Source organism: Sphingomonas sp. ID0503, from assembly GCF_048565625.1.
Classification (GTDB): domain Bacteria; phylum Pseudomonadota; class Alphaproteobacteria; order Sphingomonadales; family Sphingomonadaceae; genus JBLZUR01.
In genome coordinates this window covers 1,278,308-1,303,295 of the sequence record NZ_JBLZUR010000002.1, presented here as the reverse complement: position 1 = coordinate 1,303,295, position 24,988 = coordinate 1,278,308, and the positions used below count along the sequence as shown (strand labels likewise).

Here is a 24,988-nt window from a genome sequence, read left to right as displayed (position 1 = left end):
GGGTTACGGGCGGTCCGGCTTCGCGTCAACGAGGGGATGGCTGGCGTTGACCAGATCGACCAGCCGCGCAGTATCGACATGGGTGTAGATCTGCGTCGTGGCGATGTCGGCATGGCCGAGCATCGACTGCAGCGCGCGGAGGTCCGCCCCGCCCTCCAGCAGATGCGTTGCGAAGGCGTGGCGGAGGACGTGCGGGCTGAGGCGGCCGGGCGGAATGCCCGCTTCCGCGCCGAGCGCCACGATCATCTGGTGGAGGCGGACGCGGCTGAGATGCGACTTGCCCGAGGGGAAGAGCCAGAGTGAGTCCTCGGGCACGAACTTGCCCCAAGCCATGACGGCGGCGCGGGCACGACCGGAGATGGGGACGAGCCGTTCGCGCCCGCCCTTGCCGCGCAGGATCAGGAACGGCTCCTCGCCCCTGAAGGCGCGGCGGGGGAGCGAGACGAGTTCGGTGGCGCGGAGGCCGGAGCCGTAGAGGAGTTCGAGGAGCGCGAGCAGGCGGACGTCGTTGAGGGTGCCGCGATCGCGGGCGTTCGCCTCGGCGACTGCGAAGAGGCTGTCCACCTGCGCGTGATCGAGGACCTTGGGCAGCGGTCGGCGGACGCCGGGGCGCGGCAGCGCGGATGAGGGATCGTCGGGGCGGAACCCCTCCTCCACCAGGAAGCCGAAGAAGCGGCGGAGGGCGGCGGACTTGCGCGCGGCCGTGCTGGTGGCGAGCGCCCCCCAGGCATCGCCGACCTTGCGGAGCGCGTCCTCGTCGGCCTCGCCGAGGCGACCGTCGAGCAACGCCGACGCGCCCTCCAGATCGGTGCGGTAGGCAAGGAGCGTGTTGCGCGCGGCCCCCGCCTCTGAGGACAGCATTTCGAGGAAGCGGCCGATCAGCGCGCCATCCTCTCCGCCGGTCATGACCGGGCGACCGCCTCCGCCGCGATCATCCGGGCGGCGCCCTCCTGCCCGGTGCGGCGCAAGGCGGCAACGATGTGGTAGAGATGGCCGGCCGGGATGCTCGCCCAACTGCGCCCCTGCAGGCCGGTGGCGGCGAGGATCGCGACGGTGCCCGGCTGGCCGCGCGCGGCGGCGAGGTCGATCGCGTCGGTCCAGCGGTTCCTGGCGACGATCGGGCCGATTGTGTCAAAGCGCTGCACCTCCGCGACGGGCAAGCGGCCGAGGCCGGCGAGTGCGGCGACCAGAAGGGCGGCACGATGGCGACCCTCGTCGCCGGCATTGTCGACATAATCCTCGACCCGGCCCGTGCTGCTGTCCACCACCGGACGCTCCGCGCCGACGGCGAGCAGCGCCCAGGCGGCATCGTCGCCGGAGGCGGTGACGACGGAAGCCCAACGCGCGGCGGGGATGTCGAGGCCTGCGGAGAACATGGCGGCGATCAGCGCGGCGGCGTCATCGTCATGGTCTTCGCTCGGCGCGATGCGAGCGGCGGCGCGGGCGGTGAGGATCGCGGCGGCGTAGCGGTCCTGCGGGCTGGATGCCTTGGCCCAGATCGCCTTGATCGCGGTGAGGCGGTCGCCAGCGTCGGCGGCGACATAGGCCTGGCGCAGGGTCTGCGCGGTGCTGCCCTCGATATCCATCGCGTCGGTCTCGGCCGCATCGTTGGCGTAGAGATCGACCAGAGCGGCGTTGGAGAAGACGCCGAGAGCGGCGGCGGTGCGGGCGAAGGGGATGCGCTGCCGCACCGTCATCATCGGCGCGCGCGCGGCCCAGGCGCGGACCTGCCCCCCGGCCGTGGGGTAGAGATCGGCGGGGATCGCGACGCCGGTCGCGTTGGCGAGGCCGAAGCGCCAGGCGGTCAGCCGGTCGACGCCCGCCCAGTCGATCGAGATCGAGCGGCGGCCACCGATGCCGGCTCCGGCAACCTTTTCGGCCAGCAGCAGATCGATGTCGCGCCCGGAGCCCTGGCGCACCCGCTCGATCATCGCGGTGGCGGTGCCGCCCTCGCCGGACAAAGCCGCGCAGATCGCCTGCACCAGTCGCCAGCTCTTGTCCTTGGGTGCGGCGGAGAGGCCCGCCTGCGCGATCGGGCAGAGCGCCGACGGATCTCCGGTGGCGAGCGCGGTCTGCTTGGCGACGGAGACGAGCCAGGGGGAATAGCGATCGCCGTCGACACCCTGAACCAGCATTCGCGCGGCATCCGCCTCGCCCATGCGCAGCAGCGTCCAGGCACGCTCGGCTACCCAGTCGGCGGCAGGGACGCCTGCGGGCGCGCCCACGCGGGAAGTCAGGGCGCGGCGGAGGAGGATGCTGCCCCAGCGTGAGGGGAGCGGCGCGTTCAGGCGGTGGAGCAAGGTCGCGAGATAGCGGCCGTCGGTGGTGCCGAAGGCGCCCTCGGCATAACCGCCCTGATCCGGGGTCAGGAAGCCGACCGTCGAAACGTCGCGCCGGGCGAAGGAGGGCAGTTCCTTCTCCGCCAGTTCGGCCGGGTCCTCCTCGGCAACTACGGAATTGTCCTCGCCCGTATCGAACGCGGCGAGAGGGTCGGGCGTCGAGGCGGGGGGCAGCAGCGGCGTGGGAGCGGGCCCCGCCGGCTGAACCGGCGCTGGTGCAGCGGGGGTGTTGCCGAAACCGGGGGGCAGCAGCGATTCCGGCGCGCTCTGCGCCACCGCGATCCCACCGCCGAGCAGCGCCAGTACGAGGCCGGCGGCCCAGCCCTTATTGCGCAAGGGCACCGTTCTCGATCGGCTTTTCGACCGGCGTCAACGGAACCTCGGTATCCAGCGTCGACAGGGCGACCAGGGCGGCGACCACCGCAACCACGATGACGATCAGGATGACCAGCGGCCGTGACACATGAATACCCTTCTACTGCCTTGAACGATGTCGGCGTCGCGCGGGCTTTTGCCCGAATGCGGGGGGCTGTGTATAGCCCCGCGCCGATGCAGCAGAACAGCGCCAGCCGGACCGACGCGCGCGCCGCCCGATCGGGCCGGCCGATCGTGCTCGTCGGCCTGATGGGCGCGGGCAAGTCGACGGTGGGCAAGCGGCTGGCGACGCGGCTGCACCTGCCCTTCGTCGATGCCGATCATGAGATCGAGCGGGCGGCGGGGCTGACGATCCCGGAGATCTTCGCGCGCTTTGGCGAGGCGCATTTCCGTGATGGCGAGCGGCGGGTGATCGCGCGGCTGATCGACGGGGAGCGCAAGGTGGTGGCGACGGGCGGCGGGGCGTTCATGCATGAGGAGACGCGCGCCCTCCTCCTCGAACGCGCGACGACGGTCTGGCTGGATGCCGATATCGACGTTCTGTGCGACCGGGTCGGGCGGCGCGAGGGGCGGCCGTTGCTGCAGGGGCGCGATCCGAAGGTGGTGCTGGCGGAGCTGGCGGCAGTCAGGAACCCGGTCTACGCGCTGGCGCCGATCCGTGTGGCGAGCGTCGCGCAGCCGCATGAGGCGACGGTGGAAGCGATTATCCGGGAGTTATCGAGGTGACGAGCGTATCCGTGTCGCTGGCCGATCGCAGCTACGATATCAACATCGTGGCCGGGGGGCTGGACCGGGCCGACGCGCTGATCGGCCGGTTTGCGCGGCGAGGCCGCTTCGTGATCGTGACGGACGAGAACCTCGCGGCGACGCAGCTGCCGCGCCTACAGGCGGCGCTCGACCGGGGCGGGATCGCGCATGATGCGATCGTCCTGCCGCCGGGCGAAGGGACGAAAAGCTGGGCGGTGCTGGAGCGGCTGACCGACGGGCTGCTGGAGCGCGGGGTCGAGCGGTCCGACAACGTCGTGGCGCTCGGCGGCGGGGTGATCGGCGACCTCGTCGGCTTCGCGGCGTCGATCGTGAAGCGCGGATGCGGCTTCGTGCAGGTGCCGACCACCTTGCTGGCGCAGGTGGACAGCTCGGTCGGCGGCAAGACGGCGATCAACGCGCGGGCGGGCAAGAACCTGATCGGGGCGTTCCACCAGCCGGTGCATGTGCTGATCGATCCCACGACGCTCGACACCCTGCCCGCGCGCGAGGCGGCGGCGGGTTATGCCGAGGTCGTGAAGTACGGGCTAATCGACGATCCGGATTTCTTCGCCTGGTGCGAGGCGAACGGCCCTGCCCTGCTTGCGGGCGATGCGGAGGCACGAACGACCGCGATCGAGCGCAGCGTGCGGGCTAAGGCGGCGATCGTGGCGGCGGACGAGCGGGAGACGACCGGCACCCGCGCGCTCCTCAACCTCGGCCACACCTTCGGCCATGCGCTGGAGGCGGAGACCGGGTTTTCCGACCGGCTGCTCCACGGCGAGGCGGTCGCGGCGGGAATGGCGCTGGCGTTCCGTTTCTCGGCCGCGCAGGGGCTGTGCCCGGCGGAAGACGCCGCGCGGGTGGCGGCGCATCTGCGCTCCGCCGGCCTCCCGGCGAGCGCGGCCGAGGCACATGTTACTGCCGATGGGGAGACCCTGGTCGCGCATATGATGCACGACAAGAAGATGGAGGGCGGGCGGCTGCCGTTCCTGCTGGCGCGCGGGATCGGGCGAACGTTCCTGGCGAAGGATGTGGATTTGGCTGAGGTGGCGGCTTTCCTAGATGGGGAGCGAGTCCGAAGGGGTTCTACCCTTGGCCACCTTTAATGCGAATCTTAAAAGTTTTACAGCACCGGAAAGTTGCGACCAACGAATGATTAGGGTCCGGACCCAATAACGGCTTTTGCTACCGCTTGGATCGTGATTCACTGCGTTGGTGTGGAGGCGGTGGAATGGCTGATTTCTTCTGGTTTTCCGATGCGCAGTGGGAGCGGATCGCACCACTGCTGCCGACGGACGTTCGCGGCAAGGCACGTGTGGATGATCGCCGGGTGCTGAGCGGGATCGTGCATGCGCTCCGCTGCGGCGGTCGCTGGGTGGACTGCTCGGACGTGTACGGGCCAAAGAAGACGCTCTACAATCGCTTCGTGCGCTGGTCCGAGCGCGGCATCTGGGAGGGGATTTTCAGCGCGCTGGCAGGCGCCGACGACGCGCCGGACCGGCTGTTCATCGATAGCAGCTGCATCAAGGTCCACCGCTGCGCAGGCGGTGGAAAAGGGGGGCCTTGGCCCATGGTATCGGCCGCACCAAAGGCGGCCGGAACACCAAGGTCCATGCCGTCTGCGACGCCAAGGGCCGCCCTCACGTCCTCCTGCTGACGCCCGGCAACGTCCACGACTGCAAGGTCGCCAAGACCTGCATCGCGGCGCTGCCCCCATCCGTCGAACTCGTCGCCGACAAGGGCTATGACAGTCAGGAGTTGCGCGAGTGGCTCGACCAGCGCGGCACCCAGGCCGTCATCCCGCCGCGCTGCAACCGCAAGGTCCAGTACGACTACGACCGCACCATCTACAAACAGCGCAACGTCATCGAGCGCATGTTCTGCCGCCTCAAGGACTGGAGGCGGCTCGCCACCCGCTTCGATCGCAACATCAAGAACTTCATGAGCGCTATCGCCCTCGCCGCCACCGTCATCTGGTGGTTGTGAGTCCGGACCCTAGGTAAGTTCAGCCTGCAATTGGAGAGTCAGCATGCGACCGGTCATTAAGATGATTGCTGCCGCAGCTTTGGTGACGGGGGCGGGCTGCGGGAATGCTCAAACCACAACGTTGATCCCTTCCCTCGAACGGCTTTCAAAATCCGGCAACGCGGAAGCCATTTACCAACTTGGCATGGCATATCAGACGGGATCAGGCGTCACAGAAGACCATGCGAAAGCGCTTGATGCCTTCCGTAAGGCGGCAGGCTTAGGCGATCCGCTGGGCTCCTATAAGCTGGGCTGCTACTACGACGGGCAGGGCGATGGAGTAATAGAGTCTGATGCAGCATTGGCCTTGAAGTACAAGCTAGTTGCGGCGGAGGCTGGCTATGCACTTGCACAGCATGATGTCGGGGTTTTGTATGCCCAAAGCGGAGACGTACCTACCGGACTCGCTTGGCTGGAAAAGTCAGCGGCACAGGGTTGGTCGGGCGGTTTGATGACGCTTGCCTCCGTGTACAACGGAGCGGCCGGTGTGAAACCTGACGCTGCGAAGACGGCGGCTTACTTCCAACTCTTTCTTGTCCGTTCAGAACCTAACGACAAGCAGACAGCTTGGCTCAAGGACTTTGTAGAGCACCTTTCAAACGGCGATAAGAGGCGAGCTGCTAAAATCGTCCGAAGCTACCGTCCCGTGCCAACGGAGCTAACCCTTAAAGCACTTTCCGGGCAACGCGCGGCGCAGGCCTTGGTCGAGTCGACCGCAGGTAAATAACTGCTTCTCTAAAAATGGATTATTTTAAGCCCGTCTGCTTTCGCGTTCGTGATGCGAAACTCACAATTTCTGCATTGTTCAAGAAAAGGCAGAAAACCTCGCGCCTCGGCGATGCACAAAGCCAATGCAGTGCAGCCGCGGCCTGGTCGTGCCGCGATTGCTTTCGCTGCCGTCAAGCTTGACGGCTTATCGTCGCAGGAACGTCCACCCCAACGCCAGCCAGCCGGCGATCAGGAGGAGGCCGCCGAGCGGGGTTATCGCGCCGAACCAGCGGGGGGCGCCCGCTGCCATCAGGTAGAGCGATCCGCCGAACACCCAGCCGCCGGCGATGAACAGGGCGGCGGCGAGGTTGCCGCGCACGACGGTGAGCGCGAGGATCGCGGCGACGGCGTGGATCAGCTGGTAGTGGCCGCCAGTCTTGAGCCATTCGACCGCATCACCCTTGGCGGCATGGGCACCGAAGGCTCCGGCGATCACCGCCACCGCGCCGGACAGGGCTGCGATCACACCCAGCATGTCACTGCTCCCCTGACGACGGCCGGAACATCATCTCGCGCGCGGCATAGAGGTCGCCGGCCGAACGCTGCTTGGCCAGCCGCTCGCCATCGCGCTTTCGGTATTCCTCCTCGGCGCGGTTGATCTCCTCGGCCTCGATATCGAGTTCGTCCATGACGTCGCGCGCGAGGCGGACGGCGCTCTCGAACACCTCGCGCACCGAGCCCGCCACCTCCAGATCGCCATACTCGATCAGCTGGCGGCGATCGTAGACGCGCATGAAGATCTTGGTCTCGGGGAAGGTCTCGGCGATGACACGCAGGTGGTCCGGCGTGATCGCGACATTGTGGCAGAAGACGAGAATCTGCGCCTCCCCCACCCCCGCGTGCCGCAGGAGGTCGATGCGGGTGCCGTCGCCGTAGAAGACCTTGGCACCGAACATGCCGGCGATGTCGATCATTTCCGGATCGGTATCGATCAAGGTGACGGGGATCTTCTTCGCGGTCAGCATCTGCGCGACCGTCTGGCCGAAGCGGCCGTAGCCGACGATGACGATGGGCGTGACCTCCGACTTCTCCGGCCCTTCGAGATCATCGCGCTTCTTCGCCGGTTCGGTGCGGAAGCGGCGGGAGATCTCCATCAGGAACGGCGTCGTCGCCATCGACAGGGTGACGACGGCGCTAAACAGGCTCGCCGCCTCCGGCGCGATGAGGAGCGCCGCCTGCGCCTGACCGAAGAGGACGAACCCGAACTCGCCGCCCTGGCTGAGCAGCAGGCCGAGCGAAAAGGCCTGACGCCAGCTCATTCCGAACAACCGGGCGATGGCGAAGATGATGCCGGTCTTCACCGCGATCAGCGCGGCGGCGACACCGATCACCAACGCCGGGCGATGGAGGATGGCGTCGACGTCGAGCAACATGCCGACCGCAAGGAAGAACAGGCCGAGCAGGATCGAGCGGAACGGCTCGACATCGCTCTCCAGCTCATGCCGGTAGGGCGAGTCGGCCAGCATCACACCCGCGACGAAGGCGCCGAGCGCGGTGGAGAGATGGAGCAGCTCCATCACCGTCGCGGCGGCGAGGACGGTGAAGAGACCGGCCACGACGAACATCTCACGCTCGCCCAAGCGCCCGATCAGCCGGAAGAGCGGGTTGAGGATGAAGCGGCCGGCAAGGACCAGCCCGCCGATCGCGAGCACGGTGTAGATGCCGAGCAGCCAGCCCGGAGGCGCGCTCGGATCGGCGGGCGCGCGGGAGAGCGCCGCTATGATCGTGATGAGCGGGACGATCGAGAGATCCTGGAACAGCAGGATCGAGAAGGCGCGTTCCCCAAAGGGTGTGTTGAGGCGGCCGGCGGAGCGCAGCATCGGCAGGACCTGCGCGGTGGACGAGAGCGCGAGCGGCAGGGCCAGTGCGACGATCGCCGGCCAGGTGAGCGGTGTCGCCGCGAACACGACGACGCAGAGCGCGAGGCCGCAGAGCACCACCTGGGCGAGGCCGAAGCCGAAGATGTCCTTGCGCAGCCGCCAGAGCCGGCTGGGATGGAGTTCGAGGCCGACGATGAAAAGGAGGAGCGTGATGCCGAGTTCGGCGATCCCCAGCTTCTGTTCGGCATCGCCGACGAGGCCGAGGCCATAGGGGCCGATGGCGACACCGGCGACGAGATAGCCGAGGACGGCACCGAGGCCGAGCTTGCGGAAGAGGAGCACCGAGGCGAGCGCCGCCCCCAGCAGGACGACGCCGTCGTGCAGCAGATGCGTACCCCCCTGCTCCATCAGCGCACCGGTGCCTTGGCGGCCGCCAGGGCAGCGGCCTCGGCGACCGCCTCGAAGGCGAGGCGGATGGAGGCGTGGCGGGCGGTGTGGGGCCGCGCGGGCGCGAAGATGTGGAGGCCGGGCCAGTCGCCGGGATCCTCCCGCTCTCCGTTCAGGAAAGCGGTGAGTGCGTCGCGGGCCGCGGCGAGCTCATCCGGGGTGCGGCCGAGTGCCTCCGCACCCATCAGCGCGGCAGACGCCTGGCCGAGCGCGCAGGCGTTCACCTTCTGACCGAGCGCGGTCACCCGTCCGTGTTCATCGACGGTAACGTCCACGGTCACCCGGCTGCCGCAGATCGGCGACCGCTTCTCCACCGTGGCACCGGGTGTGGCGAGACGTTCGTGATGGGGAATGCCGGCGGCGAGGCGGAGGATTTCGGCGTTGTAGAGGGCGGCGGACATCGCTGTCGCTTTACGGAAACGGAGCGGAAAGAGCGAGTATCTTCATCCTCCCCAAGCTCGCTTGGGGAGGGGGACCGAGTGGTGGAGGGGTGTCGGCGGGCGGGACTTCCCCTCCACCGCCTTCGGCGGTCCCCCTCCCCATCTGCGATGGGGAGGATGAGGGTTAGTCTTCGGTGATGAGGCTGTGTTCGCGGGTGTCGCGCATCCGCAGGTAGACGATCAGCGATACGGCGATCAGAGCCGTCACGTACCAGTAGAACCAGTGTTCGACGTCCCAGCGCTTGAAGAGGAGCGCAATTGACTCCGCCGTGCCGCCGAACAGGGTGTTGGCGATGGCATAGGGCAGAGCGACGCCGAGCGCGCGGATGTGGGCGGGGAACAGCTCCGCCTTCACCACCGCGTTGATCGCGGTATAGCCGCTGACGATCACCAGGGCGGCCATGACCAGCACGCCAGCGAGAACGGGATCGGTCGTACGGCCAAGCAGGGTGAAGATCGGCACGGTGAAGAGCACGCCGCCGATGCCGAAGCCGATCATCAGCGGCTTGCGCCCGATCCGGTCCGAAAGGGCACCCGCCGCCGGTTGCAGCAGCATGTAGAGGAAGAGGGTCACCGCATTGATCTCGGACGCGGTCTCGCGGCTGAACCCGGCGGTGTTGACCAGGAACTTCTGCATGTAGATCGAATAGGCATAGAAGGCGACGGTGCCGCCGGCGGTCAGGAAGATGACGGTCAGCGTCTCGCGCGGATGCCTGGTCACCAGTTGCAGGAAGCCAGATCGCGGTGCCCCCTCCGCCCTCGCCTTCTCGAAGCTCTGCGTCTCGGCGAGGCGGCGGCGGATGTAGAAGACGATGACCGCGAGCACGCCGCCGATCGCGAAGGGGATACGCCAGCCCCAGGCGTCGAGCGCCGCCTCGCTCATCGTCGATTGCAGGACGAGGAGCACGATCAGCGCCACCAACTGCCCCGCGATCAGGGTGACGTACTGGAAACTGGAATAGAAGCCGCGATGCCGCTTGCCCGCCATCTCGGACAGATAGGTGGCGCTCGCGCCGTACTCGCCGCCGACCGACAGCCCCTGCATCAGCCGCGCGATCACCAGCAGCGCTGGGGCCAGCCAGCCCGCGACCTCATAGGTTGGAGCGACGGCGATCAACATCGATCCCGCGCACATCAGCGACACGGAGAGGGTCAGCCCGGCCTTGCGCCCGCGCCGATCGGCGAAGACGCCCATCACCCAGGCCCCGACCGGACGCATGACGAAGCCGACCGCGAAGACGACCGCCGCGCTCAGCAGCTCGGCCGTGCGATCGCCCGAGGGGAAGAAGTGCGGCGCGAAATAGAGGGTGAAGGCGGAATAGGCGTACCAGTCGTACCACTCGACCAGGTTGCCGGCCGAGCCGCCGATGATGGAACGGAGGCGGTGATTGCCCTGCGTCACCGTGCTCCTCCGTTCCGATCGTCCCCTAGCGGAACAGCGCCAGGCCGGTGATCGCCAGCTGCGACATGATCTGGGTCACGTCACGCACCACCGCCAGGAACTGGCCGGAGAGCTTCGGCGGGACCAGGATGCGGTCGCCCTGACGCACCGGCCCGCCGCGCGCCGTGCTGCCGTCCGGATGGATCACCAGCGTATCGCCGCGATTGGCGCGAGGCGCATAGCCACCGGCCCGCTCGACATAGTCCTTGGCATCGCCGCCAGGCGTCCAGAGGAGGGTCTGCGGCAGCTCGACCTCGCCCGCGATGACCACCACCTGCGACTGGTACGGGATGACGATCACGTCGTCCGGCTCCAGCATGACCGTGTTCAGGTCGGCATTCTCGGGCAGCGACACCAGACCGCGCGGCTGGACCGAGCGGGCGCGGTTGATGAACTGCTGCAGCCCCGCCGCATCGGCCTGACGCGCGGCCGCGACGGCGGACGTGCTCGACGAGGTGGTGTAGATCGCCTTTTCGAGACGGGCGAGGCTCTCCTGCAGAAGCTGCCTCTGCGCGGCGGCGACGCTCTGCCGCTCCAGATGGATCATCGGCGTGTCGGCGAGCGGATCGAGCGGGATACGCGCGAGGAGCGGCCCGAGAGTCTCCCCACGACGCACGGTGAAGGCGGACGGGCCGTTCTGCGCGCCTTCAATGCGCACGACGAAGGTGTCGGCCGGCGCATCCGCCTCGAACCCGACGCGATCGCCGTCGAACAGGCGGAAGGCGGCGAACTCCGCGCGGGTCAGATAAGCGTTGTAGGGCTTGCCCTCACGCGTGCCGAGCACGGAGACATGCGTCACCTCCGGTCGTGGCCGGGCGTAGCGGAGCAGTTCCTGACCGGTGCCCCCCTGCCCCTTGAACTCGAAGGTATAAGGCGCGCGGGCGTCGCCGGATACGGACACCACCGGCCCCTGCTGCCCCACCACGATCACGTCGTTGGTGCGCAGCGGGATGTCGGTGATGTCGCCGTTGAGGAGGAAGTCGTAGAGATCGACTTCGGTGAGGGTACGGCCGCCGCGCCGCAGGAGAATGTGGCGGTAGCTGCCCCGGTTGGGATCGATGCCGCCGGCATGCTGCAGGAAGCCGACGACCGAATCGAGGCCCGATCCCTGCTGCCCGCCCGGCTTCAGCACCGGGCCGGTCACGAAGACCTGGGTCTTCGCCGAGGCGACCGCGCTGGCGTAGACCTTGACCGTGCTCTGGTAGACGCGGCCGGCGGCGCGGCTGATGGCACCGTTGACCTCGCCGGCGGTCAGGCCTTCGACCTTCAGCGGGCCGACATTCGGCACGACGATCATGCCGGCCGCATCGACGGTGAGCTGCTGGCTCTCGTTGACGGCACCGAAGGTGCTGACCGTGATCTGGTCACCCGGACGCAGCACATAGTTCGGGTCGATCTGCGAGGCGCCGCCTTCACCGCCGCCGCCCGTGAACAGCTCCGACCCGAAGGGCGCGGGACGGACGCCGGCGCGCTGGTCCTGCAGCAGGGTCGGGCGCTTGCCGCTGGTTCCGCGCTGATCGTCGAGCAGCGCCGAGGCGGGACCTTGCGCGACCCCGGCCACGCTCTCCCCGCCGGGGGCGAGGTTCTGCAGATTGTTCTGCGACTGCGCGAAGGCGGGCGCCGACGCGAGCAGAACGGCCGCAATCAGCCCATTGCGGAAATACCCCGAGGCTGACGTCATTGCAGATGGTCCTTGATCACGGAGAAGATGAGCGCGCCGACACCGATCAGCAGCGCGGAGGCCAGAGCGACGCCGACGACGTTGCCGAAGCGATCCCAGTAGTTGGAGACTTCGGGAATGTGCGGCGGAATGAACGGCACGATATAGCGACGCTCACCCTCCATCGTCGTCTGCGCGCGCTGGTAGGCTTCGAGCGCGGCGTAGTAACCCTTCTGCGCGAACTCGAAATCGAGTTGCAGTCCCTGGGTGCCGACCGCACGAGACGCCTCTCCGTAGCCAGGTCCACGCGTCATGCGCGCGATCAGCTGGGCGCGCTGCGCTTCAAGCGCCGCTATCCGCTGATCGAGGCCGCTAACCTGAGGAGAGCCCGGAACGAACGTGGCCTGGGCGCCTGCGCGTTCGACCTTCAGTTCCGCGATGCTTTTGTCGAAAGCGCCGACCTGTTCGATCTGCTGCGTGACCTCGGCATCGAGCGAGGTCTGGTCGGTCGCGCGCGTCTGCGTCATCCGCTGCCGGATCGCCTCGTACTCGCGCTGTTTCTGCCCCAGTTCACGGCGCGCGAACTTCACGCTCTCCGCCCGGACCTTGCTGTTGAGAGAATTCACCAGCTTCTCGGATTCCGCCATCACGCCCTGGGCGAGACGGTAGGAGTCCTGCGGCGTGAAGGCCGACACCTCGACCTGAACGACGTTGGCCAGCGGCTCGAAGGTCGCCTTGACATGGCTGTTCCAGTAATGCGTCGCGATCTCGGTGGGCGCACGCGGGATCAGGTAGCCGACCGGATCGACCGACGGGCCGCGATAGGCCTTGTCGAGGCCGAAGTCCTCGCGGAGGCGCCGCACCATTTCCGTCGATTTGATGAATTCCGAAACGATCAGGCCGTCGCTGCCGGAAGAGGAAGCGGCGGGGATACCGAGCGCCGCAAGACCGTCCCCTACCGGCGCCTGCTTGGTGCCCTGCACGGTGAAGCTCATGCGCGTGACATATTCCTCGCGCGCGATGACCGCGTAGTAGAACAGGGCCATCAGCGTGGGGATCAGGATCCCCCAGCCGACGAAGCGCATGCGGCGGGCGCGCTCGGCCTTGCGGCGCGCCTCGCGGACGACGCGATCCTCATGCATCATCACGTTCATGCGTTCATCCCCCGATAGTAATCGAGCGCGTCCTTGATCGAATCGAACATCGTCAACCGGCCTTCGTGCAGCACCGCGCCGCGCGTGCAATATTCTTCCAGCATCTGCGGCGAGTGAGAGGTCAAGAGCACATCGGAATGCGCGCGTCGCGCCTCGAACTCGCGATGGCATTTCGCCTGGAACGCGGCGTCCCCCACGGCCAGTGTCTCGTCGACGAGGTAGACCTCGAAATCGATCGCCATGCTGAGCGCGAAGGCGAGACGCTGCCGCATGCCGCTGGAATAGGTCTTCACCGGTTCGAGGATGCTCTTGCCGAGTTCGGCGAAGTCATGGACGAACTCGGTCACTGCCGGAATGTCCGCCCCATAGATGCGGCAGACGAAGCGCAGATTCTCCAGGCCCGACAGCGAGCCGTTGAACGAGCCCGAGAACCCCAGTGGCCATGAGATCTGCACGTCCTTGCGGATCACGCCGTAATTGGGGCGCTCCGCGCCGCCCATGATGCGGAGAAGCGTAGACTTGCCCGCGCCGTTGTTGCCGATCAGGCCGTAGCTATGGCCGCGTTCGAAGGTGGCGCTGATCCCGTCAAGGACCTGGCGGCGGCCACCGGCCTTCTTGCGGTAGCTCTTCTCGATATTGACGAGTTCGATCATTGATCAGGACGCCGGTTCGTCGCTGTGCCCGACGAGGTTCAGCAGGCGGTCGAGCCCAAGGCCGATGAACAAGGTCACCGCCCCTGTCGCGATTACATAGGTGGGGCTGCCAACGGTGCTCGTGAAACTGGGCAGTGAGGCGGAGCGCCACCATTCGATCATGTGCGCGATCGGATTGTATATCGCATAGGCACGCGCGTTGTTCGGCAGGTGCTCCAGCACGAAGAACATGCCTGAAGTGAACCAAAGGGGTCGCGAAAGAAACGGCCAGATCGTCGTCCAAACCGGGCTAAGCCGAGCAAGACTGCAGCTGAATACCGCGAACCCCAGGCCAAACAGAAATATCCCGAGCAACGCGCACATCATCTCGGTCGGGTGGTCGTACCAGCTCGAAAAGGACTCACCGGTTATGTAATGCAGGCCGACCATGAAGCATACATAGACTAGGCAGGCCGTGATCATCTCAAGTACGACCCGCCCGACAACGATGTCCATGACCTTGACCTGGGGGTAGGTCAGCAAAGCCTGATTCGCGGACGCAGCGCTCGCCCCGCGCGAGACGCAGTCTCTGAAGAAGTGGAAGGGCAAAAGGCCCGTAAGCAGGAAAACAGGGAGCGGAACCGGGAGTGGCGAGGTCCGGCCCAATGCGATGAAGACCAGCATCAGAACGCCGAGTTCGATCAATGGATCGAAGATGGCCCATGCGTATCCGAGGTCGGAACGGCCATGCCGCGTCCGTGATTCACGCAGTACGACCGCATAGATCACGCGCAGCATGACCTGCGCGCTCTTCAGAAAATCGCTGAACTCTACCGGATCGATCAGCGGCAATCGCTCTGGCGACCGATCCTTGCTTCCTCCCGCCATCCGCGCGCTCTAGACCTTTACCGCGCCCGGTGAAACCGGGAAAAAGCAGGTACGCATCAAAGGCTTGTGACGGCGCCACGGCCGATCCCGGCGTAACGCAGGCCGGCCTTCTCGATCTCGGCGGGCGGGTAGACATTGCGGAGGTCGATCAGGGCGTCGCCGGTCATCAACTCCTTGATCCGCTTCAGGTCCAGCGCGCGGAACTCGTCCCATTCGGTCACTAGCACGACCGCCTCGGCATCCTCGGCGACCTCATAGGCGCTGCCGACGAACTCGACGTCGTTGACCATACCGCGCGCCTGCTCGACGCCCTCGGGATCGTAGGCGCGGATGATGGCGCCGCAATCCTGCAAGGCCTGGATCACGGAGATGGACGGTGCGTCGCGCATGTCGTCGGTGTTCGGCTTGAAGGTCAGACCGAGGATGCCGACGCGTTTGCCGCGAATGTCGCCCTCGACCATCTTCAGGACCTTGCGGCCCATCGCGCGCTTGCGGGCGTCGTTCACGCGCACGACGGACTCGACGATGCGCAGCGGCGCGTCAGAGTCCTCGCCAGTCTTGAGGAGAGCAAGCGTGTCCTTGGGGAAGCACGAGCCGCCATAGCCGGGACCCGCATGGAGGAACTTGGTGCCGATGCGATTGTCGAGACCGATGCCGCGCGAAACGTCCTTCACGTCCGCGCCCACCGCCTCGCAGAGGTCGGCGATCTCGTTGATGAAGGTGATCTTGGTCGCGAGGAACGCATTCGCGGCGTATTTGATCAGTTCCGACGTGCGACGGCCGGTGAACAGGATCGGCGAATGGTTGAGGTAAAGCGGACGGTAAATCTCGCTCATCACCTCACGCGCGACAGGATCGTCGGTGCCGATGACGATGCGGTCGGGGCGCTTGAAGTCGTCGATCGCCGCGCCCTCGCGCAGGAACTCGGGGTTGGAAACGACATAGGCCTCGGCGTCGGGTGCCACCTCGCGGATGATCCGCTCCACCTCGTCGCCGGTGCCGACGGGCACGGTCGACTTAGTGACGATCACCGTCCGCCCCTTGATCGCCGCCGCGATTTCCCGCGTCGCAGCATAGACGTAGCTGAGATCGGCATGTCCGTCGCCACGGCGCGAGGGCGTGCCCACCGCGATGAACACCGCGTCAGCATCCGCCACCCCCGCCGCCAGATCGGTCGTGAACTTCAGGCGGCCGGCCTTCACGTTGCTCGACACCAGCTCGGCGAGGCCAGGCTCGTAGATCGGCATGATGTTGTTTTCCAGCGCCTCGATCTTCTGTGCCGCCTTGTCCACGCAGGTCACGGTGTGGCCGAAGTCGGAAAAGCACGCGCCGGAAACCAGACCGACATAGCCCGTACCAACCATCGTGATGCGCATCTGAAATCGTCCCCGCGGGTGAAGTTACATCCTGTTAAACAAGCCGCCCGGCCCTGACCAGCCCGGTTGAGGTGGCTTAGCTCAGCTAGTGCTGCATTGCAGCGTAAATCGCTGAGAAGTCCGGCGTCTGCTGTCGTTCCGATCTCGTCGTCCGGGGGAGTGGACCGGAGAGGATCGTGACCATTGCTTCGCGGTCGTCAGCGGCGACCTGATTCGGCAATCCGCTCCACGCCCATGCCGCAGAGGAGGCGGCACAAGGCACGCCGATCGCCTCTGCGAAGACCAGCGCCTCGGCAGCCCGGCGGGCAGCCTCGCCTCGATGCGGCACGGCGACGATCTGGCCGAGGGCAAGATAGGCGGGCATGTCCTCCGGCCGGATCGTTCCGGCGAAGATCACATTGCGGCTGATCCCCCGACGTGCGGCCGCCCGGGCCAGTGCGGGCGCGGCCGGACCGGTTCCGATGAAGAGCAGGGTAAGGTCGGGTCGACCGACGTCGGCGTGCGCCTCGATGAGGTCGAACAGGCCGGGATCGTCGATCAAGGGTCCGGCGCAGACGATCACCGGCCTTTCGGGACGAAGGTCCAACTCACGGCGTAAGTCGGTCAGGCGTTCCTCGCCGATTTCCAACACTGGGATTTCCGAAGGAACGACCAAGGGGTTTGCGTCTGGAATAAGCCGCGCGATCTCCACAGCCGCCGCTTCCGAACGGACGATTACGCGGTCGGCGGCGGCGAGGAGCGCTGCGAGACGGACGCCCCGTGCGACGGCCCGCTCCGTCCCCTCCACCACTGGCACATACATCGTGTCGATCAGCACGCGCGTTCCTTGGGCGAGGAGGTGTCGGACTGGCACTTCCATCTCAAGTCCGACGACGTGGGCGATCCCGGTCGAACCCGGCAGGTCGGCGGCTCCGCCAACGCTCACGATGACCCCCGATCGCTCGAACGATCGCACTTCCCCGACTTCAGCTGTGACGACGAAGAGCTGACAAGCTGCGCTCCGAGCGGCGGCAAAGGCGCGATACGCATCCGCTCCCCCGTCAGAGAAGGCCTCTTCTCCGATGACCACGAGAACATTCCCGGCACTCTGCATCCGCTCCGGTCGCCCCGGATAGGGTGCCGGGGCAGCCGCCTCCGCACGTATCGCATTAAGGCGCGCAGACATGGCTGTCGAGAAGGGCAGCTTTCCCTCGATACGTTCCAGCAGCCGCAGCGGCCCATCCAACATGCCCGCGCCGTGAAGCGCCATCGCCAGGTTGAAGAGCCGGGGTTCGTCTGGCCGCACCACCGCTGCCTCTTCGCCGATCCGCAAGGCCTCGGCCGGATCGAACCTGACCAGCGCCAGCGCGATCTCGGCAAGCGCCCGCGCGCGTTCGACGGGCGACCCACCTTGCAGGTCGCGGGCGGCGGCGATCAGCGCGTCGCGGTCCATCGCCTCGATGTCCTGCGGCACCATCCGCATCGCCTCGGCCGCGCGGATGCCTGCATAATGCGCCGGCAAGCGCCCCCGCTTCGCCTGCTGTCGCTTGCGCAACTCCATGATCCGCATCGGCAAGCGCAAAAGCCCGCGCAAGGTCAGCGCCTCGACGAGCGCCTGACCCAAACCGTAGGACAGAGTCAGGCGGATGTTGCCGAGTTGCGCCTCCGCCGCATCGGCGCGAGCGCGTTGCTCGACAAGTTCCCGGTCCCGCTCCCGGCGGCGCTCGATCTCGGCGGAAAGCTGCGCGCGCAGGGCTGCGGCGTCTTCGGGCGGATCGTGGTCGGTCATTCCCCGGCGGCTTACGAAGCAGGCACGGCCATTGGCAAGCCGCCCGCCCGCCACAACGCCGCATGACGCCGCATCCACGCCGCGCGGTAGGCGTAGCGGTCGGCACTGGAAAGGCCCATGCCGCCATCGTTGCTGAGCGAACCCGGGCGCCACAGCTGCACCGTCAGGATCGCCGGGTCGCGCCGGATCGCGCCGCGCCCGTAAAACGTGTCGAGCCGCGCCAGCATTTCAGCATCGCTGCCGGTACGCGCCTCCTCGAACGGACCGGCTGCGAGGAAGGCTTGGCGGCGGATGAGCATCGAAATGGGGCAGAGGCGGACGAAGGGGAAGACGCGCGGGGCGATGGGCATGCCGTCCTCGTCCATGCGGAAGTGCCCGGCGACCGAGCCGGCGCTGCCCATGCGGCCGAGTTGGCGGGCGATCCGCTCGGGGTGCGCCCAGTCGTCGGCGTCGTGGAAGGCGATGAAGGTGCCGCGAGCTTCGGCCAATCCGGCGTTGCGCGCGGCGGCGGCGCCCCTGGGTCCTTTGTTGCGGATCAGGCGGATGCGAGGGTCGGCGAGGCTGGCGACGCGTTGCGGACCGTCGTCGCGGGAGCGGTCGTCCACCACGATGATGTCGAGGTTGGCATGGGTTTGCGCGAGGAGCGAGTGGAGGGCTGTCTGGATCGTCGCGGCGTTGTCGTGGAGCGGGACGATGACGGAGACTGTTTCTGCGGCATCGTCTCCCCCACGCCGTTCGCCCTGAGCCTGTCGAAGGGCCAGCGCCGGGGCTTCGACAGGCTCAGCCCGGACGGCGGGCGGAAGTGTGTTGAGGGTGTGAATGTCGAGCGGCTCGTCGGAGATCTCGAGCGGTCCGGCCAGGCCATCCGCCTCGAACGCCGCGTTCAGCGCCGCCCGCGCTTCTCGGAATGTACCTCGCGTCAGCATTACCCCAGCGCGCATGGCCGCGACATCCCGCCCCTCGAAGTCCTCCAGCACCGGCGCTGCCGTCCCCGGTCCGATCGCGTAAAGACACGCGGCCTGATCCGAGCCCGGCCCCAGGACCTCCGCCGCAAAGGCCGGATCATGCACCGCTGCTACCGCCGCCAACCGCCGCTGCCATTCGAGGGGCAGCGCCCTCGCCTCTCCCCGCGTCGGCAGCGCGCCGAGCGCGGCACGCCCGACCATCACGCCGGCACGCGCCTCGGCATCGCGCCCTTCGGCCTCCGCCGCATCGCTGTGGAGCCCCAGCAGCGCCAGCACCGCCGCATCCTCCGGCGCGCCGGTCAGCGCCACCGCGTGCAGCGCCCGCCGCGCCGCCTTGCGCGCCGCCGCCAGCCGGATCGCCGCGACGGGCGCGCGGACCAGCCGGCCGAGCATCGCGTCCGAGATCAGCGGCACGTTGCCCAGCCGTTGCGCCCCGCGTAAGCCATGACGCGTGAGTGACAGTTTCACGTTCCCGGCGCAATCGGAGGCGGGCACCGGCGATCTGCTGGAGGACGCGCTCGCCCCCGGTTTTCCCGATCCGGCGATCGGCGGACTCGATGCGGCGAGCGCGCGTCGGCAGGCGAGCGACCTGCTGCGTGCCGCGCATGGCGACGGCAGCTTCGCCGCCTCGCTCCCCCGCGCGCTGGAACTCGCGGCCGGCTTTCCGGAGGAGGAGCATGTCCAGCGGATCGTCGCCCATCTGCTTGAGGGCAAGGGCGACATCCGCGCGGCACAGCGCGCCTGGCGCGGCGTATCGGCGCGCTTTCCGCGGTCGGTCGAGGCGGCGACGCAGGCCTTTCGCCTGACCGCCAAGGCACTCGGGCGGGAGGCGGCGGAGGCGCAGTACCGCCGCCGCTTCGGCGATGCCGAGGCGATCACCGATCCCGAAAGGCTGCTGATGGCGGCTCTCGCCCTGGAGGTGCTCGGCCGCCATGAGGAGGCGGAGGCGGCGTGTCGTCGGGCGGTGGCGCTGCGCCCCGACCACGGCGAGACCCGCCTTCGCCTGATCCGCCTGCTGGAGGAGCGTGGGCTGATCGCGGAGGCGGTGAAAGCGGCCTCGGGGACTGAAGGCGACGCTGAAGTCCACGCACAACGCGAGCGGCTGAGGGCTGAGCTGGACCGGCTCCAGAAGAGCTTCCCACGCCTCGCTTTCACCGGCGCGCCCGTGTGGCGGACGGTGCTCGACGACCTCCTCGCCCGCACCGTCGCCGCGCGCATCGCCCATCCGCCGCGCATCGCCAACGGGCAGCTAGGCTCCGTGGTGATGATCGGCGGCACGCTTGGCGGCGGCGGGGCGGAGCGGCAGCTGGTGGCGAGCGCCCTCGCCCTCGACCGCGCGGCAAAGGAAGGGCGGATGATCGGTGATCGCGCCTTCACCGGTCCGGTTTCGGTGCTGTGCCGCAAGCTCGACCCGCGACGCGGGCAGGACTTTTTCATGCCCGCCCTAACGGCGCAGGGCATCCAGGTGACCGGCTATCTCGCTGCGCCGAGATATGGCGGTAAACCGTCACTCTCGGTCGTCGCCGGGGAGCGCGCCGCCATCCGCGAACTGCCCGAGCGGGTGCGCGAGGGGGTGGAGCATCTGACCGACCTCCTCCGCTATCTCGCGCCCGATGTCGTGCATATCTGGCAGGACGGGATGATCCTCGCCGCCGGGCTTGCCGCGCTGCTGGCCAAGGTGCCGCGCATTGTCCTCAACGTTCGGACCTTGCCGCCCAGCGACCGCGCCGACCGGTTCAAGGAGGAGCAGATCCCCATCTACCGCGCGCTCCTCGCCTCGCCCGGCGTAACGCTGACCGCCAATTCGGCGCTTGCGGCGCGGCGGTACGAGCAATGGCTGGGCCTGCCGGAAAGGACCGGCTGGGTCGTGCCGAACGGCGTCAATCCGTTGCCCATAGCGCCCAGTCCGGATGACGAGGAGCGCTGGCGGCTGTTCGACGAACGGACGAGCGGCGGCTTCACCGTCGGAGGCGTGATGCGCTTCGACGCGAACAAGCGGCCGATCGACTGGCTCGCCATCGCCGACCGGCTGGCTGCACGCCTGCCCGACGCCCGCTTCATCCTAGTCGGGGATGGCGAGTTGCGCGGCGCCGCGCAGGAGTTCGCGGCGCGGCGGGGGATCGCCGATCGGGTGCTTTTCACGGGTCGATCGGCGGCGGTGGGCTACTGGCTGTCGCGGATGGACGCCTTCATGCTGACCAGCCGGTTCGAGGGCACGCCCAATGTGCTAATCGAGGCGCAACTTGCCGGTTTGCCGGTGATAACGACACCCGCCGGTGCGGCCGCGGAGACGATCATCCCCGGTGTGACCGGTCATGTGCTGGATGGCGGCGAGACGATCGATCCGGAAGAGGCGGCGGCGCGGCTGGCGGCGTTCGCGGCCATGCCGGTCACGGATCGGGCGCATATCTCCGCCCTCGCCCGCGAACGCGCGGTGCAGCATTATTCGGTGGAAACGATGCTCCGCCACACGCTGGAGGCGTTCGCGGCCCCGCTGGACGCGCCGATGATCGCATTTCCGTAAGCCAGACCGCCGTTTGCGCTCAGCGTGTCGAAGTGCTGCGCTGGCGCTTCGACAAACTCAGCGCGAACGGGGACTGGAACCGCGATACGGTTAGGCCGCTTTTCGATCGACCGATCAGTTCTCAGAACCGGCACTACGGCGTTCGCACTGAGCTTGTCGAAGTGCCGACACCACGGGTGCACTGGAGCTTCGACAAGCTCAGCCCGAACGGACGTGAGAGGCGGTCTTAAGCGATCAGCGCGAAAACCCGCGCGGGGCGGCGCATCGCGGTGCCGGTCAGGCCGAAGCCGGCGATCATCATCGCCCAGCTGGCCGGTTCCGGCACGGCTGGCGCAGCGGGGGTAATCGTCCAGTTGGTCGTGTACTTCGGCACCGCGATGTCGACGGTGCTGTAGCCGAACTGCATGTTCGCCGTCTTCTTCAGAACACCGCTCTGCGCATAGACATTGATCCAGAAGCCGTCGGTGTTGGCGGTCAGCGTGGCGACCTTGGGAGAACTGCCGAAAAAGTTCGGTGCGCCGTTGCTTTGCGTCGTGAACGCGGTGTTCACGCCGGTGAAGCTGGTGTTGCCGACCTTGAAGTCGGCAGCTGTCAGCGTGAAGGCCCTGGTCACATCGTCGTAGGACGTGGCGAACGTGCCACTCAGCGTCGTGTACGGGCCGGACGCGAAGGTGCCGGAGACGGCATAGGTTGTCACGGTCACCGCCGCCTGAGCAGCCGCCGGAACAACCAGCGTGGTCGCGGTAAGCAACGCCAACATATACTTGTTCATGAAGTCCCCCCGATCATTCAGTCTCGGGGGCGTAGCAGTTCGGGCGCGATTAACCAGTGGTTAAGGGCGATTTGAGGTCCTTATTCGGCACAAAGCAGATCAACTTGCCTGTCTTCTCGCGAGACTACAGCCCCATCATGAACGGCGGCGCCGGAATGGTCGCACGGCTCTCGTTCAGCAGCATCGACCAGCGGGCAGACAGGTCGTTGAAATAGGGATCGTCGGTGGCGATGCGCCGCTTCACCACCGTGTCCGTCCGATCGGAGGGGATGACGATCAGGTCGATCGGACGCCCCACCGCGAGGTTGGACCGGATGGTCGAATCGAAGGAGATCAGCCCGACCTTCACCGCCTCGTCGATCGGCGTCTCCCAGGTGAGCACACGGTCGAGGATCGGCTTGCCGTACTTCGTCTCGCCGATCTGCAGGAAGGGCTGGTCCTGCTGGCACTCGATGAAATTGCCCTCGGCGTAGAGCATGTAGAGCTTGAGCGGCCCGTCACCGATCCGCCCGCCGACCAGCATAGAAATGCCGGCGGACACCTTCTCCGCCTCCAGCGCCTCGCGCACATCCTCGCGCGCATGGGCCATCGCCTCGCCCACCAGCTGCGCCGCGCGAAACATGGACGGCATGTCTGCGAGGCGGCGGGGGGCGTCGCCGTCGGCCAGCGGCGGCATCCCTTCGGCCAGCATCGAACAGGACAAGCTGGGTGACCGACAGATTGCCGGCGGTCAGCGCCACGATCAGGCGATCCGACCCCTCGGCCAGGACATGCAGCTTCCGATAGATCGAGATGTTGTCGATGCCCGCATTGGTGCGCGTGTCGGCCATCATGACGAGGCCGTCCTTCACCAGCATGCCGACGCAATAGGTCATCGTGTACGCTCTAGCCCCCCGGCTTTGAAATCTTAACTCTGGGACTGGAGCGCCGTCTGCGTCTGAGCCACGTTGACCCCGACGTCCAACGTCTCGACTCCGCCGCCAATCCGCGCGCCAGAAAGCGGTGCCGCCTCGCGATAATCAAGCCCGATTGCCACGCGAATGTAAGAATCGTCCGGGCAGATGCCGTTAGCTGCGTCGAAACCGATCCAGCCGAGGTCCTCGACATAGGCCTCCGCCCAAGCATGGCTCGCCTCCTGGAACTGCGCGCCGTCGTGCCGGTAGAGATGGCCAGAGACGTAGCGCGCGGGCACATTCATGGCGCGGGCGGCCGCGACGAAGATATGCGCGAAATCCTGGCAGACGCCGTGGCCGAGCGCAAAGGCGTCCTCGGCCGATCGCTCGACATCCATGCGGGTGTTGTCGAAGGACAGCCGCTCGAAGATCAGCTGGTTAAGGCGATGCGCCCTGGCCAGGATCCCCTTCTCCGCCCCGCTTGCCTCCCGCGCCAGCGCGCCGATCGCGCCGCTCGCGCGGGTGAGCGGAGTCGTGCGCAGGAACACCATCGCCGGCAGCGGTTCGGGCGCGCCGGCGACAAGGCCCGCCTTGTCCTCGGTCAGCGCCTCGCCCGAGACGGTGACCGTCAGGCGATCGACCGGTCCGTCGATGTAGAGCATCGCGGTCTCGTTACCGTAGCCGTCCCGGCCCGCCCTGATCCGGGCGTCGCAATCGACGTCGATCTGCCAGTCGATGATGTTCTGCCCGTCGAAATTGGCGGGTGTCACGCGCAGGAGCTGCACGATCCGGCGCTGCGCCTCGGTGAAGCGGTATTCGGTGCGGTGGTTGACGAACAGGCGCATCAGGCAGATCCGGAAGACAGCATCTTCCCCCGCAAGGGGGAGGTGGCAGGCGCCGCCTGACGGAGGGGGAGGACGGCGGTGAACCCGAAGATGAAAGGATGCCGCAGCCCTCCCCCTCCGTCGCCTTCGGCGCCACCTCCCCCTGGCGGGGGAGGATTGTTGCGGGTCTCCATCACGAGAACCTGAACTGCTGGACAATCGCCGCGTCCAGCTCCGCGTTGCGGGCGACATGCGCCTGCAGGAACTCGTGCAATCCGGACTGAAAAACGCCGTCGGTGGTCGCCTGACGAAGCCGGGTATGCCGCGCCTTCGCCAGCCGATCGGCCTCGCCCTGCCTGCCGAGGCGCTGGCTAAGGCGGTTGAGGAGGCTGACGATATGCTCGGCCGAAGCGACTAGCGAGCGCGGCATCTCCGGCCGCAGGATCAGCAGCTCGGCCACCAGCCAGGGCTGAAGTCCTTCGCGATAGAGCCAGCGGTAGGCGGTGACGGCGGAGACGGTCTGCAGGATCGCCGTCCACTGGTCACGATCGACGGTGCCGCCGACCTGTTCGCCCTCCGGCAGGAGGAGGTGGTACTTGACGTCGAGCAGGCGGGCGGTGTTGTCCGACCGTTCGATCGCCTGCCCCAGCGAGATGAAATAGTTCGCCTCGTTGCGGAGCATCCGGTGCAGCGCCCCTTCGAAGCCCCGCGCCTCGGCCTTCACGTCCTCCACCAGCGCGAGCGTCGCCTGCGCGCCGCCTGGACTGGAGCGATCGCGCAACCCCATCCACGCGCGGTTGATCGCCAGCCACGCCTCTCGGGTGAGCGCAGTGCGGACGGCCCGCGCATTGGTGCGCGCCGCCTCGATACAGCTGCGGATCGAGCTCGGGTTCTCGCGCGCGAGCGTCAGGTAGCGGTTGACGCTGAGCGGACTGAGCGGGTCGCCGGTCGCCTGGAAGCCGAGGTCCGAAGAGGCGACATGCAGCGCGCTGGCCCAGGCCTCGGCGCCAGCCGGTCGCGGCGAGAGTGCGTCGAGACGAAGCGTCGCCTCCACCAGCTGCGCGGTGAACTCGGCCCGCTCCATGTAGCGGCCCATCCAGTAGAGCGAGGATGCGGTACGTGACAGCATC

At 67.4% G+C, this 24,988-nt stretch carries 23 protein-coding genes; 5 read left to right on the top strand and 18 right to left on the bottom strand.

From position 1 onward, the window contains the following. Nucleotides 1-3: 3 nt before the first annotated feature. Genes ACM608_RS07275 through ACM608_RS07265 form a run of 3 tightly spaced genes read right to left on the bottom strand, consistent with a single transcriptional unit; the run spans nucleotide 4 to nucleotide 2,802 of the window. The gene (locus tag ACM608_RS07275; RefSeq protein WP_419682578.1) at nucleotides 4-906 is read right to left on the bottom strand and encodes a tyrosine-type recombinase/integrase; all 903 of its coding nucleotides are present in this window, start codon (nucleotides 904-906) and stop codon (nucleotides 4-6) included. Beyond that, entirely contained in the window at nucleotides 903-2,681 is a 1,779-nt protein-coding gene (locus ACM608_RS07270; protein WP_419682577.1) for a hypothetical protein, read from the bottom strand. The genes ACM608_RS07275 and ACM608_RS07270 overlap by 4 nt, the downstream gene beginning before the upstream one ends. After that, nucleotides 2,665-2,802 (bottom strand): hypothetical protein, encoded by a 138-nt coding sequence (locus ACM608_RS07265; RefSeq protein WP_419682576.1) that lies wholly within the window; start codon nucleotides 2,800-2,802, stop codon nucleotides 2,665-2,667. The genes ACM608_RS07270 and ACM608_RS07265 overlap by 17 nt, the downstream gene beginning before the upstream one ends. Before the next feature lie 86 nt (nucleotides 2,803-2,888). Between ACM608_RS07265 and ACM608_RS07260 the strand changes: the two genes are divergently transcribed. The 4 genes from ACM608_RS07260 to ACM608_RS07245 all read left to right on the top strand — a co-directional run bounded on the left by ACM608_RS07260 (nucleotide 2,889) and on the right by ACM608_RS07245 (nucleotide 6,213). Beyond that, on the top strand, nucleotides 2,889-3,440 hold the full coding sequence (locus ACM608_RS07260) for a shikimate kinase (protein ID WP_419682575.1): 552 nt from the start codon (nucleotides 2,889-2,891) through the stop codon (nucleotides 3,438-3,440). Further along, entirely contained in the window at nucleotides 3,437-4,567 is a 1,131-nt protein-coding gene (gene aroB, locus ACM608_RS07255) for a 3-dehydroquinate synthase (protein WP_419682574.1), read from the top strand. Before ACM608_RS07260 ends, aroB begins: the two co-directional genes overlap by 4 nt. A gap of 125 nt (nucleotides 4,568-4,692) precedes the next feature. Next, nucleotides 4,693-5,447, top strand: a protein-coding gene (locus ACM608_RS07250; RefSeq protein ID WP_419681188.1) for an IS5 family transposase whose coding sequence is annotated in 2 segments (ribosomal slippage) — nucleotides 4,693-5,034 and nucleotides 5,037-5,447 — 753 coding nt in all. Because the reading frame shifts where the segments join, the coding sequence is not laid out codon by codon here. A gap of 43 nt (nucleotides 5,448-5,490) precedes the next feature. Next, the gene (locus ACM608_RS07245) at nucleotides 5,491-6,213 is read left to right on the top strand and encodes a tetratricopeptide repeat protein (protein ID WP_419682573.1); all 723 of its coding nucleotides are present in this window, start codon (nucleotides 5,491-5,493) and stop codon (nucleotides 6,211-6,213) included. Between the two features lie 186 nt (nucleotides 6,214-6,399). On the opposite strand, the gene ACM608_RS07240 is transcribed toward ACM608_RS07245, so the two are convergent. The 11 genes from ACM608_RS07240 to ACM608_RS07190 all read right to left on the bottom strand — a co-directional run bounded on the left by ACM608_RS07240 (nucleotide 6,400) and on the right by ACM608_RS07190 (nucleotide 19,313). Beyond that, nucleotides 6,400-6,729, bottom strand: coding sequence for a DUF423 domain-containing protein (locus tag ACM608_RS07240; protein WP_419682572.1), 330 nt, complete (start codon nucleotides 6,727-6,729; stop codon nucleotides 6,400-6,402). Between the two features lies 1 nt (nucleotide 6,730). After that, nucleotides 6,731-8,482 (bottom strand): cation:proton antiporter, encoded by a 1,752-nt coding sequence (locus tag ACM608_RS07235; protein ID WP_419682571.1) that lies wholly within the window; start codon nucleotides 8,480-8,482, stop codon nucleotides 6,731-6,733. Continuing rightward, entirely contained in the window at nucleotides 8,482-8,922 is a 441-nt protein-coding gene (locus ACM608_RS07230) for an iron-sulfur cluster assembly scaffold protein (RefSeq protein ID WP_419682570.1), read from the bottom strand. The genes ACM608_RS07235 and ACM608_RS07230 overlap by 1 nt, the downstream gene beginning before the upstream one ends. Nucleotides 8,923-9,085: 163 nt before the next feature. Then, nucleotides 9,086-10,363, bottom strand: coding sequence for an MFS transporter (locus ACM608_RS07225; protein ID WP_419682569.1), 1,278 nt, complete (start codon nucleotides 10,361-10,363; stop codon nucleotides 9,086-9,088). Nucleotides 10,364-10,388: 25 nt separating this feature from the next. Then, the gene (locus tag ACM608_RS07220; RefSeq protein ID WP_419682568.1) at nucleotides 10,389-12,083 is read right to left on the bottom strand and encodes a polysaccharide biosynthesis/export family protein; all 1,695 of its coding nucleotides are present in this window, start codon (nucleotides 12,081-12,083) and stop codon (nucleotides 10,389-10,391) included. After that, a complete protein-coding gene (locus ACM608_RS07215) occupies nucleotides 12,080-13,216 on the bottom strand; it encodes a hypothetical protein (RefSeq protein WP_419682567.1) in 1,137 nt (378 codons plus the stop codon). Before ACM608_RS07215 ends, ACM608_RS07220 begins: the two co-directional genes overlap by 4 nt. Then, nucleotides 13,213-13,869: an ABC transporter ATP-binding protein gene (locus ACM608_RS07210; RefSeq protein WP_419682566.1), complete on the bottom strand. Its 657-nt coding sequence runs from the start codon at nucleotides 13,867-13,869 to the stop codon at nucleotides 13,213-13,215. The genes ACM608_RS07215 and ACM608_RS07210 overlap by 4 nt, the downstream gene beginning before the upstream one ends. Nucleotides 13,870-13,872: 3 nt before the next feature. After that, nucleotides 13,873-14,736 (bottom strand): ABC transporter permease, encoded by an 864-nt coding sequence (locus tag ACM608_RS07205; RefSeq protein WP_419682565.1) that lies wholly within the window; start codon nucleotides 14,734-14,736, stop codon nucleotides 13,873-13,875. 56 nt (nucleotides 14,737-14,792) lie between these two features. Next, complete coding sequence (locus ACM608_RS07200) at nucleotides 14,793-16,112, bottom strand: UDP-glucose dehydrogenase family protein (RefSeq protein WP_419682564.1); 1,320 nt, start codon at nucleotides 16,110-16,112, stop codon at nucleotides 14,793-14,795. Between the two features lie 85 nt (nucleotides 16,113-16,197). Next, nucleotides 16,198-17,880 carry a glycosyltransferase gene (locus ACM608_RS07195; protein WP_419682563.1) on the bottom strand — a complete coding sequence of 561 codons (1,683 nt, stop codon included), beginning with the start codon at nucleotides 17,878-17,880 and terminating at the stop codon, nucleotides 16,198-16,200. Nucleotides 17,881-17,891: 11 nt separating this feature from the next. Next, on the bottom strand, nucleotides 17,892-19,313 hold the full coding sequence (locus tag ACM608_RS07190) for a glycosyltransferase family 2 protein (protein WP_419682562.1): 1,422 nt from the start codon (nucleotides 19,311-19,313) through the stop codon (nucleotides 17,892-17,894). Here ACM608_RS07190 and ACM608_RS07185 point away from each other — a divergent pair. Beyond that, the gene (locus ACM608_RS07185; protein WP_419682561.1) at nucleotides 19,297-21,369 is read left to right on the top strand and encodes a glycosyltransferase; all 2,073 of its coding nucleotides are present in this window, start codon (nucleotides 19,297-19,299) and stop codon (nucleotides 21,367-21,369) included. The genes ACM608_RS07190 and ACM608_RS07185 overlap by 17 nt on opposite strands. Before the next feature lie 226 nt (nucleotides 21,370-21,595). Here the strand turns inward: ACM608_RS07185 and ACM608_RS07180 are convergent, their stop codons facing one another. The 4 genes from ACM608_RS07180 to ACM608_RS07165 form a co-directional block, all read right to left on the bottom strand. Next, a complete protein-coding gene (locus tag ACM608_RS07180; RefSeq protein WP_419682560.1) occupies nucleotides 21,596-22,141 on the bottom strand; it encodes a PEPxxWA-CTERM sorting domain-containing protein in 546 nt (181 codons plus the stop codon). 124 nt (nucleotides 22,142-22,265) lie between these two features. Further along, entirely contained in the window at nucleotides 22,266-22,832 is a 567-nt protein-coding gene (locus ACM608_RS07175; RefSeq protein WP_419682559.1) for a peptidase, read from the bottom strand. 216 nt (nucleotides 22,833-23,048) lie between these two features. Continuing rightward, entirely contained in the window at nucleotides 23,049-23,879 is an 831-nt protein-coding gene (locus ACM608_RS07170; protein WP_419682558.1) for a transglutaminase family protein, read from the bottom strand. Between the two features lie 172 nt (nucleotides 23,880-24,051). Further along, complete coding sequence (locus ACM608_RS07165) at nucleotides 24,052-24,987, bottom strand: alpha-E domain-containing protein (RefSeq protein WP_419682557.1); 936 nt, start codon at nucleotides 24,985-24,987, stop codon at nucleotides 24,052-24,054. Between the last annotated feature and the right edge of the window lies 1 nt (nucleotide 24,988).

Coding starts and splice junctions, on each gene's coding strand:
- ACM608_RS07235 (WP_419682571.1), bottom strand. CDS start 8,482: ATGGAGCAGGGGGGTACGCATCTGCTGCACGACGGCGTCGTCCTGCTG.
- ACM608_RS07210 (WP_419682566.1), bottom strand. CDS start 13,869: ATGATCGAACTCGTCAATATCGAGAAGAGCTACCGCAAGAAGGCCGGT.
- ACM608_RS07200 (WP_419682564.1), bottom strand. CDS start 16,112: ATGCGCATCACGATGGTTGGTACGGGCTATGTCGGTCTGGTTTCCGGC.
- ACM608_RS07175 (WP_419682559.1), bottom strand. CDS start 22,832: ATGCTGGCCGAAGGGATGCCGCCGCTGGCCGACGGCGACGCCCCCCGC.
- ACM608_RS07240 (WP_419682572.1), bottom strand. CDS start 6,729: ATGCTGGGTGTGATCGCAGCCCTGTCCGGCGCGGTGGCGGTGATCGCC.
- ACM608_RS07170 (WP_419682558.1), bottom strand. CDS start 23,879: ATGCGCCTGTTCGTCAACCACCGCACCGAATACCGCTTCACCGAGGCG.
- ACM608_RS07205 (WP_419682565.1), bottom strand. CDS start 14,736: ATGGCGGGAGGAAGCAAGGATCGGTCGCCAGAGCGATTGCCGCTGATC.
- ACM608_RS07220 (WP_419682568.1), bottom strand. CDS start 12,083: ATGACGTCAGCCTCGGGGTATTTCCGCAATGGGCTGATTGCGGCCGTT.
- ACM608_RS07195 (WP_419682563.1), bottom strand. CDS start 17,880: ATGACCGACCACGATCCGCCCGAAGACGCCGCAGCCCTGCGCGCGCAG.
- ACM608_RS07180 (WP_419682560.1), bottom strand. CDS start 22,141: ATGAACAAGTATATGTTGGCGTTGCTTACCGCGACCACGCTGGTTGTT.
- ACM608_RS07275 (WP_419682578.1), bottom strand. CDS start 906: ATGACCGGCGGAGAGGATGGCGCGCTGATCGGCCGCTTCCTCGAAATG.
- ACM608_RS07230 (WP_419682570.1), bottom strand. CDS start 8,922: ATGTCCGCCGCCCTCTACAACGCCGAAATCCTCCGCCTCGCCGCCGGC.
- ACM608_RS07260 (WP_419682575.1), top strand. CDS start 2,889: ATGCAGCAGAACAGCGCCAGCCGGACCGACGCGCGCGCCGCCCGATCG.
- ACM608_RS07245 (WP_419682573.1), top strand. CDS start 5,491: ATGCGACCGGTCATTAAGATGATTGCTGCCGCAGCTTTGGTGACGGGG.
- ACM608_RS07215 (WP_419682567.1), bottom strand. CDS start 13,216: ATGAACGTGATGATGCATGAGGATCGCGTCGTCCGCGAGGCGCGCCGC.
- ACM608_RS07165 (WP_419682557.1), bottom strand. CDS start 24,987: ATGCTGTCACGTACCGCATCCTCGCTCTACTGGATGGGCCGCTACATG.